The 12437-nt window shown below is 31.9% G+C and carries 13 protein-coding genes; 5 read left to right on the top strand and 8 right to left on the bottom strand.

Annotated elements, in window-relative coordinates; translation table 11 throughout:
* Nucleotides 1-3: 3 nt before the first annotated feature.
* Nucleotides 4-477: a CYTH domain-containing protein gene (locus HNV10_RS03570; protein WP_173299939.1), complete on the bottom strand. Its 474-nt coding sequence runs from the start codon at nt 475-477 to the stop codon at nt 4-6.
* A 19-nt stretch (nt 478-496) separates the two neighbouring features.
* Entirely contained in the window at nt 497-1099 is a 603-nt protein-coding gene (locus tag HNV10_RS03565; protein WP_173299938.1) for a DUF2238 domain-containing protein, read from the bottom strand.
* Between the two features lie 44 nt (nt 1100-1143).
* Between HNV10_RS03565 and dinB the strand changes: the two genes are divergently transcribed.
* The gene (gene dinB, locus HNV10_RS03560; protein WP_173299937.1) at nt 1144-2247 is read left to right on the top strand and encodes a DNA polymerase IV; all 1104 of its coding nucleotides are present in this window, start codon (nt 1144-1146) and stop codon (nt 2245-2247) included.
* Between the two features lie 184 nt (nt 2248-2431).
* Here dinB and pyk read toward each other — a convergent pair whose 3' ends face one another.
* From pyk to HNV10_RS03535, 5 genes are all read right to left on the bottom strand, one after another.
* Nucleotides 2432-3871 (bottom strand): pyruvate kinase, encoded by a 1440-nt coding sequence (pyk, locus tag HNV10_RS03555; protein ID WP_173299936.1) that lies wholly within the window; start codon nt 3869-3871, stop codon nt 2432-2434.
* A 4-nt stretch (nt 3872-3875) separates the two neighbouring features.
* The gene (locus HNV10_RS03550) at nt 3876-4355 is read right to left on the bottom strand and encodes an IPExxxVDY family protein (protein WP_173299935.1); all 480 of its coding nucleotides are present in this window, start codon (nt 4353-4355) and stop codon (nt 3876-3878) included.
* A 184-nt stretch (nt 4356-4539) separates the two neighbouring features.
* Complete coding sequence (rnc, locus tag HNV10_RS03545; RefSeq protein ID WP_173299934.1) at nt 4540-5280, bottom strand: ribonuclease III; 741 nt, start codon at nt 5278-5280, stop codon at nt 4540-4542.
* Nucleotides 5281-5287: 7 nt separating this feature from the next.
* On the bottom strand, nt 5288-6538 hold the full coding sequence (fabF, locus tag HNV10_RS03540; RefSeq protein ID WP_173299933.1) for a beta-ketoacyl-ACP synthase II: 1251 nt from the start codon (nt 6536-6538) through the stop codon (nt 5288-5290).
* A 12-nt stretch (nt 6539-6550) separates the two neighbouring features.
* Entirely contained in the window at nt 6551-6784 is a 234-nt protein-coding gene (locus HNV10_RS03535; protein WP_008269813.1) for an acyl carrier protein, read from the bottom strand.
* Nucleotides 6785-6967: 183 nt separating this feature from the next.
* On the opposite strand from HNV10_RS03535, the gene purN reads away from it, so the two are divergent.
* The 4 genes from purN (at nt 6968) to HNV10_RS03515 (ending at nt 11226) form a co-directional block, all read left to right on the top strand.
* Nucleotides 6968-7531, top strand: a complete 564-nt coding sequence (gene purN, locus HNV10_RS03530) for a phosphoribosylglycinamide formyltransferase (protein ID WP_173299932.1) — start codon at nt 6968-6970, stop codon at nt 7529-7531.
* Nucleotides 7532-7585: 54 nt separating this feature from the next.
* Entirely contained in the window at nt 7586-8227 is a 642-nt protein-coding gene (locus tag HNV10_RS03525) for a ribonuclease H1 domain-containing protein (protein ID WP_173299931.1), read from the top strand.
* Nucleotides 8228-8307: 80 nt separating this feature from the next.
* Entirely contained in the window at nt 8308-9234 is a 927-nt protein-coding gene (locus HNV10_RS03520; protein ID WP_173299930.1) for a PfkB family carbohydrate kinase, read from the top strand.
* A gap of 93 nt (nt 9235-9327) precedes the next feature.
* Nucleotides 9328-11226 carry an amidophosphoribosyltransferase gene (locus tag HNV10_RS03515; protein ID WP_173299929.1) on the top strand — a complete coding sequence of 633 codons (1899 nt, stop codon included), beginning with the start codon at nt 9328-9330 and terminating at the stop codon, nt 11224-11226.
* Between the two features lie 501 nt (nt 11227-11727).
* Here the strand turns inward: HNV10_RS03515 and HNV10_RS03510 are convergent.
* Nucleotides 11728-12336: a superoxide dismutase gene (locus HNV10_RS03510; protein WP_194241006.1), complete on the bottom strand. Its 609-nt coding sequence runs from the start codon at nt 12334-12336 to the stop codon at nt 11728-11730.
* Nucleotides 12337-12437 lie beyond the last annotated feature (101 nt).

Here is a 12437-nt window from a genome sequence, read left to right as displayed (position 1 = left end):
GCTTTATTTTTCCCAAGAACTAAATGGATGTTTACTTAATTGTGAGTTGTAATATTTAATATCACCTGTAACCTCTTCATCTAACCAAATGGGTAAATCAAACGTATCATTTTCAGAGTTTAATTCAATTTCAGCTATAACTAATCCTTTATTTTCTCCGAAAAACTCATCTACCTCATAAATATGATTTCCACATTTAACTTCATATCTAATTTTATCAATAATCCCTTCTTCACATAATAACAAAAGACTCTCTGCTTCGACAATAGAAATCTCCTTTTCCCATTCAAAACGTGTTAATCCATTTGAAGAAGATTTGCCCTTTACAGTTAAAAAACCTTTATCATTTTTCAACCTTACCCTTACAGTACGTTCTTCATGGCTGTTTAGAAAACCTTGTTTTATTTTATATTTATGAAACGCTACTGTTTTAAACGCGTGTGATTTTACCAAAAATTTACGCTCTATTTCAATCATAATTTTAATATCTAATACATTAAAAGGTTATATCTTTTATTTGCCGATCATGAACATTACTCAAAGCGATAAGCGCACAAATAGCGCCAATTGTTGCAAATAACATATCAGATTGCGTATCCCAAATATAACCTTGTGTTCCTAAAAATGAATCGCCTCCTTCTCCTGTTCCCAATGAAACTGCCCATTCTATAAACTCATAAGTGACACTTATTGCCATTGCAATACAAACAACAATAAAATTAAGCCAATTAGTATTGTTCAACACATCATATCTTATTAACAATTCTCTTGTAATCATAGCAGGTACAAAACCTTGAGCAAAATGTCCTACTTTATCATAGTTGTTTCTTGTGTGATTAAAAGTTTCTTGAATCCAATCAAATAATGGAACTTCAGCATACGTATAATGTCCTCCAATTATTAAGATGGCACAATGTATAGAAATTAAAATATAAACAATGTTAGTGAATCTAAAGCGAGTAAAGGTTAACACCAAAACCAAAATTCCTAATACTGCAGGTAGCACCTCTAAAAACCAAGTAAAGTACTCAAAAGGTGAAATTGAAGACCAAATGAATAACAAAAGAACTAAAAAAAGCAATGTATATATAAGTTTCATAGTCTTACCAATAAATCTAATCAAAGATATTATAAATTTGTTGTGTGTTACAGACCTTACCAATAAGAAAGATTATTCATGTAGATATGGACGCGTTTTATGCTTCTGTGGCCCAATTGGATAACCCTGAATTAAAAGGTAAGGCCATTGCCGTAGGAGGAGGCGGAATAAGAGGTGTCATTAGTGCAGCAAGCTATGAAGCTCGAAAATTTGGAGTAAAAAGTGCGATGTCTGGTCGGTTAGCCATTAAACTTTGTCCAGAATTGATTTTTGTTAAAACCGATTTTGAACGCTATACCCAAATATCAAAACAAATACGAAATATATTTCACGACTATACAGACTTAGTAGAACCGTTATCTCTAGATGAAGCTTATCTAGACGTTACCGAAAACAAAATAGGCTTGCCTAGTGCAACTTTACTTGCAAAAGAGATAAGACAACGCATTTATGATGAAGTTGGCCTTACAGCTTCTGCAGGTATTTCTATTAATAAGTTCATTGCCAAAGTAGCAAGTGATTATAACAAACCTAACGGACAAAAAACTGTAAACCCAGAAGATGTTATTCAATTTTTAGAAGATTTAGATATCAGAAAATTTTATGGTGTTGGTAAAGTCACTGCAGAAAAAATGTATCGTATGGGTATTTTTACAGGAAAGGATTTAAAATCGAAATCATTAGAATACTTAAATGAAAATTTTGGGAAATCTGGAGATTATTTCTTTAATGTTGTAAGAGGCATTCACCATAGTGAGGTTAAGCCAAATCGTATTCGGAAATCCTTGGCAGCTGAGCGCACTTTCAGTAAAAACCTTACTTCAGAAATTTTTATGATTGACAAACTAGAACTTATTGCAAAGGAAGTCTCTAAGCGACTACTTAAAAATAAGGTTTCTGGTAAAACTATTACATTAAAAATTAAATACAGTGATTTCTCTTTACAAACAAGAAGTAAAACATTGCCATATTTTGTTAGTGAACAAGCAATTATACTAGATACCGCTAAAGATTTATTGTTTCAAGAAAAGTTAAACAATTCTGTTAGGCTTCTTGGTATATCATTATCTAACTTAAATACGGATTTAAAAAAAATTAAAAAAGAAGACAGAAATGCAGTAAGCGTACAGCTAAAAATAGATTTTTAGTAGTTAATACCAATTACTATAATGATTAAACAATTTCTAATGAATCTATAAATTACTCAAAAAAGAGCTCAATACCTTTAAGCGATAACAAGTATATTATAAAAGAAAACAGCAATAAGAATATTTTTTTCTTATTGCTGTTTTACTATATATGTATGCTCTTAAATAAACGGAAACTGCTTATTTAAAAACTACAACTCTCTATTTCAGAAACACGTAAAGTATTCACCATACCTTTTTCTTGTATTGGCATTGCTGCTAAACTAATTAACATATCACCAACTTCTAAATAACCTTTTTTACAAGCCATAGCGTTTACATCTTCAATGGTTTCATCAGTACTAACAAACTTATCATAATAAAATGCAGTAACTCCCCAAAGTAAACTTAACTGAGTTAAAATACGCTTGTTAGATGTAAATACTAAAATGTGTGCCGATGGTCTCCATGCCGAAATCTGGAATGCTGTATAACCACTATTTGTTAATGTAGATATAGCCTTAGCATTAATTTCGTTTGCCATATTAGCTGCGTGATAACAAATTGCTTTTGTTACATAGCGTTTAGTACGAATATGCGGTGGTGATTGTGGCACTTCAATAAGTGGTGAATCTTCTACACTACGTATAATATTTGACATTTGGCGAATTACCTGAACAGGATATTGACCTACAGACGTTTCACCAGATAACATTACCGCATCTGCTCCATCCATTACTGAATTGGCAACATCATTTACCTCTGCTCTAGTTGGAGTTAAACTAGTAATCATTGTCTCCATCATTTGAGTTGCAATAATCACAGGAATTCTAGCACGCTTTGCTCTAAGTACTAATTGCTTTTGAATTAAAGGTACTTCTTCAGCCGGAATTTCCACACCCAAATCACCACGAGCTACCATTAAACCATCACAATAGGCTACAATTTTATCAATATTTTCAACTGCTTCTGGTTTTTCAATCTTAGCAATGATAGGAATTTTATGCTCACTATGCTCGCTTATTAAGTTTTCAAGCTGCATTAAATCTTCTGCATGCCTAACAAACGAAAGTGCTATCCAATCCACTTTTTGTCCTATAGCAAAAATAGCATCTTCAATATCTTTTTCAGTTAATGCAGGTTGAGAAATATTTGTATTAGGAAGATTTACACCTTTTTTAGATTTTAAAGGACCTCCTTGAATAACTCTGGCTTTAACCTCACTCTTTTTATCTGTGGAGACCACTTCAAAAATTAACTTTCCATCATCTAATAAAATACGTTCTCCTGCTTTTGCATCTTGTGGAAAATTATCGTAAGTCATGTAAACACGTTCTTTAGTGCCTTCAAAACGTTCTCCAGTTGCAAAAATAATTTCATCGCCTTCATTAACTACAACCTCACCTTTCATTACGCCAACTCGCAATTTAGGACCTTGTAAATCACCTAATATAGAAGCATTATAGCCATACTCTTCATTAAGTTCTCTTATCATATTAATACGCTCAGTAACGTCTTTATAATCTGCATGAGAGAAGTTAATTCTAAATACATTACAACCTTCATCTAGCATAGATTTTAATACTGCCTTTGTACTTGTTGCTGGACCTAATGTGGCTACTATTTTTGTTTTTTTATTTAACATTGATTCAAAAAATTAAATGGTCTTTCGACTTTATTTGTAACGGATTTACCGTATAACTTGTTATAATTTGTGGAATAGCTTGCAATTTATTTAATATAAACTTTTCGTTTACAATTTGTATTTCATCCGAAATTTTTAGAAAAAAATCAACCTTTTTAAACTCTGAAATTAAATTAAAGGTTTTTAAGATTTTTTCAGGGCTATCAAATAAAGTACCTGAACTAGATAGACTATCTTCCTCCTTTTTACATACATTAGAAATTAAATTCCATAGTACATATTCCGTTTCATTATCCCATTCAAAAATACTATATGATGACTCTAAATATTTAAAGTCGATATCTTTCTCCTTACGTTCAAGCTTAATTCCTAAATGCTTATTGAGCAAATATGCTAATCGATAATCTTCTAATCTACAATGAATAGCTATTAATTTATAAGAATCATCGTAAAAATCATCAACTTGAAGTTTATGTAAAGCCATACTGTTATAACTTTGATATTTGATACTTAATAAATTCCTAAATATTAAATTTGATTGTTTAACTAGTATAATTTGGTAAATATACTATAATCTACGCTTAGTTTTATTAAGAAACCTTTAATCTTAACCCATAAAATTTACGAAAACGTTATCGTAGAATTAATTCTAAAATTTAAGTTTCAACCTAATGAAGCTTTGTTATTTCGTTTTGAAATGCAAAGAATGCTCGTTTAGAAGCTTTTTCTTCTGCTTTTTTCTTTGATGTTGCTCTGGCTTTAGATACAACTTTGTCGTTTATGGTAAGTTTTACAGAAAAATGCTTTAGTTCATCATTTCCTGTATCTTCATAGACCTGATAATCAAAAGTGTTTTTTTCTTTCTGACACCACTCAATAAGTAAGCTTTTATAGCTTATTACTCTACCTTCAAGTGTTTCTATATCTACATGTGGATTTATTACTCGCTTAAAAATAAATTTTTCGCATGTATTGTAGCCTTTATCTAAGTATATAGCGCCAACTAATGCTTCAAAAAGGTTACCATGTATGTTATCACCAAAGTTAGATGTTGGTATTCTACTTTGTACTAAATCAATTAAACCTAACTCTTCTCCTAATTTGTTTAAATGCTCTCTACTTACAATTTTAGATCGCATCTTTGTAAGATAACCTTCATCTCCATGTGGTACCTCTTCAAACAAATATGCTGCAATTACAGAACTTAACATAGCGTCACCAACAAACTCTAATCGCTCATAATTAACAGCATTACCCAAATCGTCTTTTAAATTCATAGAACGATGGGTAAATGCCTTTATATAGAATGACTTAGTTCTTGGTTTAAACCCTAAGATTTCCTTGAGTTGTAAAAAAAAATTCCCGTCTTCTTGAGAACGGGAATTTAATATGTTACGAATGAAGCTCATTCGGGATTTAATCTAATTTTTTGAATACTACACAAGCGTTGTGACCGCCAAATCCAAATGTATTACTCATTGCGACTTTAATATCTCGTTTCTGAGCTTTATTAAGTGTTAAATTTAATTCTGGATCTATATTTTCGTCAACCGTTTCATGGTTAATTGTTGGTGGTACAATACCATGCTCCATAGCTAGTATAGAAGCAATTGCTTCAATAGCTCCTGCAGCTCCCAACAAGTGACCTGTCATAGATTTTGTAGAATTAATATTTATGTTTTTAGCATGACTGCCAAATACTTCCGATATAGCTTTTAACTCGGCAACATCACCTAAAGGTGTAGAGGTACCGTGTGTATTAATATGATCTACATCTTCCGGATTTAAACCAGCATTTTCTAAACAATTTTTCATTACCGCAACAACGCCAATTCCATCTGGATGTGGTGCCGTCATATGATAAGCATCAGAAGATAAACCTCCACCTACAACTTCTGCGTAGATTTTAGCTCCTCTTGCTTTTGCGTGCTCATACTCTTCTAAAACTATTGCTCCTGCTCCTTCTCCCAACACAAAACCATCTCTGGTAGCATCAAAAGGTCTAGAAGCTGTTTCAGGACTTTCGTTACGAGTACTCATAGCGTGCATAGCATTAAATCCTCCCATACCAGCTATGGTAACTGCAGCTTCACTTCCTCCTGTAATAATCACATCACAAGTCCCTAAACGAATAGTGTTTAAAGCATCGATCATTGAATTTGCAGAAGATGCACATGCAGATACTGTGGTATAATTAGGACCCATAAAACCATATTTTATAGATATGTTTCCAGGTGCTATATCAGCAATCATTTTTGGAATGAATCTTGGGCTAAATCTAGGTGTTCCGTCACCAGCAGCATAATTTAACACTTCTTCTTGAAATGTTTCTAAACCACCAATTCCTGCTCCCCAAATTACACCAACTCTTAGTTTATTTATCGCCTCTAGATCTAGTTTTGAGTCTACAATCGCTTCATCTGAAGCCACCATTGCATACTGAGAAAACTTATCCATTTGACGTGATAACTTCCTATCAATAAAGTCAGTAACCTCAAAGTTTTTTATTTCACAAGCGAACTGTGTCTTGAACTTTTCAGCATCAAAATGTGTTACAGGTGCAGCACCACTTTTACCACTAATAAGGGCATCCCAATATTCATCTATGGTATTTCCTATTGGTGTAAGTGCACCTAAACCCGTTACTACGACTCGCTTTAATTCCATAAAAAAGAGTTATTATTTTGCTTCTTCTATATAAGAAATGGCTTGACCAACTGTTGCAATGTTCTCAGCTTGATCATCTGGTATTTGAATATCAAATTCTTTTTCAAATTCCATTATTAATTCTACAGTATCTAATGAATCCGCTCCTAAATCGTTTGTGAAGCTCGCTTCAGTTACAACTTCGTTTTCATCAACACCTAATTTATCTACGATAATCGCTTTTACTCGTGATGCAATGTCTGACATAATTTTTTAATTTTAAGTTTTAATTAGATGGCAAAAATAAAAAACTTTATTTGAATATTCATCTTTACCGTTAAAATGTGTTTTTAATTTAGTAAAAATAAAGATAAAGTATTTGCTTTTTGCTACTAATTGTTAATTATTATTCTTTTTTTTGTTCGAATAATAGATGAAAAATACCTGTAAATGAAACGTGTTGTAATTTTTGCGTCCGGAAGTGGCTCTAATGCTGAAAATTTAATTAAGTTTTTTCACAACAGCGATAATGTGTCTGTTATTCAGGTACTAACTAACAATCCTCATGCCAAAGTTTTAGATAGATGTAAACAACTTAATGTTAGCGCATTATCTTTTAATAGAATGGCGTTTTCAAAATCTGATGATGTTCTAAATATTTTAAAAACAGCTCAACCAGATTTAATTGTATTAGCTGGTTTTCTTTGGAAATTTCCTGAATTTATACTCAACCAATTCCCTAATAAAGTTATAAATATTCATCCTGCATTATTACCTAAATATGGTGGTAAGGGTATGTATGGTATTAATGTCCATAAAGCCGTTGTTGCTAATAAAGAATCTGAAACTGGTATAACTATTCACTATGTTAATGAAAATTACGATGAAGGTGCTATCATTTTTCAAGCAAAATGTAATGTTTTACCTACGGATTCGGCAGAAGATGTTGCTCATAAAATTCATTTATTGGAGATGGAGCATTTTCCTCAAATAGTAAATAAGTTACTAAAGTAGAAAACTACTCTTGCAAATAGTAAAAAGAGACACTTATTTGAATGATAAGTTAACATGACTAAAAAGAAAAAAAAATATTACACCGTTTGGAAAGGTCATCACACAGGTGTCTTTGAATCTTGGAACGACTGTAAAGCACAAATAAAAGATTTTAAAGGCGCTCAGTATAAATCTTTCTCTACGTTTGAAGCTGCAAAAAAAGCTTTAAAAGGTAATTACTTTGATTACATAGGCAAATCTAAATCTTTTAAAAGTGAACTTACCGAAGCACAGCTCAAAAAAATTGGTCAACCTAACTATAATTCAATTTCTGTAGATGCAGCCTCAAGTGGTAATCCAGGTATTATGGAATATAGAGGTGTAGATACTAAAACAAAAAAACAATTATTTATTCAAGGCCCTTTTGAACAAGGCACTAATAATATTGGCGAATTTTTAGCCTTGGTACATGGTTTAGCCTTTTTAAAGCAACATAATAGCAACCGTATACTATATACAGATTCTAAAATAGCTATGAGTTGGGTACGTAAAAAAACCTGTAATTCTAAACTTGAAAGAAATACCAAGAATAAACCCGTTTTTGATTTAGTGGATCGCGCCATAGAATGGTTAAAAACTAACTCTTATAGCACCACAATAGTAAAATGGGAAACTAAGGCTTGGGGCGAAATTCCTGCGGATTTTGGAAGGAAATAAAAAATGAACGTATTGTTATAATTCATTTTTCACAAGGAATATATTTTATGTAAATTTGCAACTTAATTTAAACTTGGGTAATGAGTAAATTAGTGATTGTTGGTACCGTAGCCTTTGATGCTATCGAAACTCCTTTCGGTAAAACAGATAAAATATTAGGTGGTGCAGCAACTTATATAGGTTTATCAGCTTCATATTTTAATATCGATTCTGCTGCAGTTTCCGTAGTAGGAGGTGATTTTCCACAAAAATATTTAGATCTTTTAAAAGATAGAAATATTAATATTGACGGTATAGAAATTATAAAAGACGGTAAAACTTTCTTTTGGAGTGGAAAATATCACAATGACATGAATTCTAGAGATACACTTGCTACAGAGTTGAATGTTTTAGAACATTTTAACCCAATTGTACCTGAAAACTCTAAAGATGCTGAAGTTGTAATGTTAGGAAATTTGCATCCATTAGTACAACAAGGTGTTTTAGACCAAATGACTAAAAAACCAAAATTAGCCATTTTAGATACTATGAATTTTTGGATGGACATCGCGTTAGACGATTTACTTTCTGTAATAAAAAACGTTGATGTAATTACCATTAATGATGAAGAAGCAAGGCAATTAACTGGTGAATATTCTTTAGTAGTCGCAGCAAGAAAAATCCATAAAATGGGACCAAAATATGTTGTTATTAAAAAAGGAGAACATGGCGCTTTATTATTTCATAATGATAATGTTTTCTATGCACCAGCATTACCTTTAGAAGAAGTTTTTGATCCAACTGGTGCAGGTGACACTTTTGCTGGTGGCTTTGCCGGTTATTTAGCAAAAACAGGTGATTTTTCTTTTGAAAACATGAAAAACGCTGTAATTTATGGTTCAACTTTAGCTTCATTCTGCGTAGAAAAATTTGGAACAGAGCGTATGCAAAACTTAACGGATAAAGAAATTTATAAACGATTAGACCAATTTAAGAGTCTAACGCAATTTGATATAGAATTAAATTAAAAAAACGCGCTCAAAATTGAGCGCGTTTTTTTATTCCATCTCAATAATATTTGAGACTTAAACATTGTAATAAACACTAGCAGATAACACAACATGAGCGATGCTTTAAAACATGAATGCGGAATTGCACTCATAAGACTATTAAAACCTTTAGAATATTATAGAGAAAAGTATGGAAGCGCTTTTTATGGTGTGAACAAAATGTATTTAATGATGGAAAAACAGCACAACCGTGGACAAGATGGTGCTGGTTTTGCTAGTATAAAATTAGACGTTAAACCTGGAGAACGATACATTAGTCGTGTAAGGTCAATTGCACAACAACCTATTCAAGATATTTTTGCTCAAATTAACGAGCGTATCAACGATAAATTAACCAATAATCCTGAATATCAAGACGACGTTGAATTACAAAAAAAATACATTCCATATATAGGTGAAGTCTTATTAGGACATGTACGTTATGGTACTTTCGGAAAAAACAGCGTAGAAAGTGTTCATCCGTTTTTAAGACAAAACAACTGGATGCATAGAAACCTAATTGTAGCTGGTAATTTTAACATGACAAATGTTAATGAGCTGTTTGATAATCTTATTGAAATAGGTCAACACCCAAAAGAAAAAGCAGATACTATAACCGTAATGGAAAAAATTGGTCATTTTTTAGATGACGCAGTATCCAAAATATATAGAGACCTTAAAAAAGAAGGTTATAATAAAAACGAATGTTCTCCTTTAATTGCCCAACGTTTAAAAGTAGGTAAAATTTTAAAAAGAGCCGCTAAAAATTGGGATGGTGGATATGCCATGGCAGGTTTGCTAGGTCATGGAGATTCTTTTGTCTTACGTGACCCTTCAGGTATAAGACCTGCTTACTATTATAAAGATGACGAAGTTGTTGTTGTAGCATCAGAACGACCAGTTATACAAACCGTATTTAATGTTCCTTTTGAATCCGTTAAAGAATTAGATCCAGGACACGCCATTATCACCAAAAAATCTGGTGTCACCAAAATTAAGAAAATACTAGAACCATTAGAACGCAAAGCTTGCTCTTTTGAACGTATCTATTTTTCTCGTGGTAGTGATGCAGAAATTTACCAAGAACGAAAAATGTTAGGTAGACTATTAATGCCTAAAGTTCTTGAAGCTATTGATAATGACACAAAGAATAGTGTATTCTCTTATATTCCAAATACGGCAGAAACTTCATTCTTTGGAATGATAGAAAGTGTTGAAGAGTATCTTAACGAAAAGAAAACAAAATCAATATTAAATGGAGGTGGTAAACTTTCTGCAGAAAAAGTGACAGAAATTTTATCTGAATTTCCAAGAATTGAAAAAATAGCAATTAAAGATGTTAAACTAAGAACCTTTATTACTGAAGACAGTAGTAGAGATGATTTAGTAGCGCATGTCTACGATGTTACTTATGGCGTTATTAAACCAACGGACAACCTTGTAATTATTGATGACAGTATTGTAAGAGGAACAACGCTTAAGAAAAGTATCATTAAAATGATGGATAGACTAAACCCAAAGAAAATTGTTGTGGTTTCTTCTGCTCCTCAAATTCGTTATCCAGACTGCTATGGAATTGATATGGCAAATCTAGAGTCATTAATTGCTTTTAGAGCAGCGTTAGAATTATTAAAGGACAATAATCAGTATGATATTATAGACCAAGTTTATAAAAAGTGTATTAAACAAGTTGACTTAAAAGACGTTGAAGTTGTAAATCATGTTAAAGCAGTTTATGATAATTTTACAGATGAACAGATTTCTGATAAGATTTCAGAATTACTAAGTGAAGAGTCCATAAAAGCCGAAGTTAAAATTATTTTCCAACCTGTTAATAACTTACACAAGGCTTGTCCTAAAAACTTAGGCGATTGGTACTTTACAGGCAATTATCCAACGCCTGGAGGAAATAGAGTTGTTAACAGAGCATTTATTAATTTTTACGAAGGAAATAAGGAACGTGCGTACTAAATTTGATTACGATATAGCTTTTTATCCGAAAAAACAAGCACTTTATCCAAAAATTATGCATTTCATCCAATATTTACATTCGTTTTAACAAATTAAATATACATTGGTACCACCATAACATAAGTAGGTTAAGTTCATGGTAGATTTGGGGCAAAAAAAGGTGAACATCGTTCACCTTTTTTTATGCGCTATATTAAAGGAACACTTTAAGTTATAAATTCTTTTGAATCCCTCAATTTTACACTTATTACCATGGAATAATAGTACTTTCCACGCTTAGACTAATATATAGGTCGTTTGTCCATAAAATTGATTACTTAAAATAATGTCCACTTATATTTGATTCACCATAACATAAGTAGGTTAAGTTTATGGTAGATTTGGGGCAAAAAGGGTGAACGTCTGTTCGCCCTTTTTCATGTTCAATTCTCAAATAAAAAAGCATAAAAAAATCCGAGCCTAAAAAGACTCGGATTTTTTATTAATAACTATGTTGTAAACTTACTTAGCTTCCGCATATCTTCTTTCTACCTCATTCCAGTTAATTACATTAAAAAACGCTTCAATATAATCTGGTCTTCTATTTTGGTAATTTAAATAATAAGCATGTTCCCAAACATCTAAACCTAAAATTGGAGTTCCTTCACAAGTAACACCAGGCATTAATGGATTATCTTGGTTTGGTGTAGAACAAACCTCTACTTTACCACCTTTATGTACACACAACCAAGCCCAACCAGAACCAAACTGTGTTGCAGCAGCTTTAGAAAATGCATCTTTAAAAGCATCAAAAGAACCAAATTCTGCTTCAATAGCGTCTTTTAATTCTCCAGATAAACGTCCCTTTCCTTCAGGATTCATTACTTCCCAAAATAATGAATGATTATAAAAACCACCACCATTATTTCTAACCGCTCCATTACTCATATCTAGATTTCCAAGAATATCTTCAATAGATTTCCCTTCTAAATCTGTTCCTTCAATAGCTGCATTTAATTTATTTGTATAGCCTTGGTGATGTTTAGTATAATGAATCTCCATTGTGCGAGCATCAATATTTGGTTCTAAAGCATCGTAAGCATATTTTAATTTCGGTAAATCGAAAGCCATAATCTTTGTAATTTTATTGGTTAATAAATTGTTTCACTTCAAATTTACAATTTTGATCGCTATTTTCTCTTAATAAACTATTAAGATTCGCTATTTTGGTA

The sequence above is a fragment of the Winogradskyella litoriviva genome (assembly GCF_013249065.1).
Taxonomy (GTDB): domain Bacteria; phylum Bacteroidota; class Bacteroidia; order Flavobacteriales; family Flavobacteriaceae; genus Winogradskyella; species Winogradskyella litoriviva.
Note: the sequence above shows the minus strand (reverse complement) of the source record. Positions and strands in the feature narration are given on the sequence as shown.

Bases quoted from the DNA above. Each gene is read 5' to 3' on its own strand.
- HNV10_RS03520 (WP_173299930.1), top strand. From the start codon at position 8,308: ATGAGTAAATTAGTGATTGTTGGTACCGTAGCCTTTGATGCTATCGAA.
- rnc (WP_173299934.1), bottom strand. From the start codon at position 5,280: ATGAGCTTCATTCGTAACATATTAAATTCCCGTTCTCAAGAAGACGGG.
- HNV10_RS03550 (WP_173299935.1), bottom strand. From the start codon at position 4,355: ATGGCTTTACATAAACTTCAAGTTGATGATTTTTACGATGATTCTTAT.
- pyk (WP_173299936.1), bottom strand. From the start codon at position 3,871: ATGTTAAATAAAAAAACAAAAATAGTAGCCACATTAGGTCCAGCAACA.
- fabF (WP_173299933.1), bottom strand. From the start codon at position 6,538: ATGGAATTAAAGCGAGTCGTAGTAACGGGTTTAGGTGCACTTACACCA.
- HNV10_RS03510 (WP_194241006.1), bottom strand. From the start codon at position 12,336: ATGGCTTTCGATTTACCGAAATTAAAATATGCTTACGATGCTTTAGAA.
- HNV10_RS03565 (WP_173299938.1), bottom strand. From the start codon at position 1,099: ATGAAACTTATATATACATTGCTTTTTTTAGTTCTTTTGTTATTCATT.
- HNV10_RS03535 (WP_008269813.1), bottom strand. From the start codon at position 6,784: ATGTCAGACATTGCATCACGAGTAAAAGCGATTATCGTAGATAAATTA.
- HNV10_RS03525 (WP_173299931.1), top strand. From the start codon at position 7,586: ATGACTAAAAAGAAAAAAAAATATTACACCGTTTGGAAAGGTCATCAC.
- HNV10_RS03570 (WP_173299939.1), bottom strand. From the start codon at position 477: ATGATTGAAATAGAGCGTAAATTTTTGGTAAAATCACACGCGTTTAAA.
- purN (WP_173299932.1), top strand. From the start codon at position 6,968: ATGAAACGTGTTGTAATTTTTGCGTCCGGAAGTGGCTCTAATGCTGAA.
- HNV10_RS03515 (WP_173299929.1), top strand. From the start codon at position 9,328: ATGAGCGATGCTTTAAAACATGAATGCGGAATTGCACTCATAAGACTA.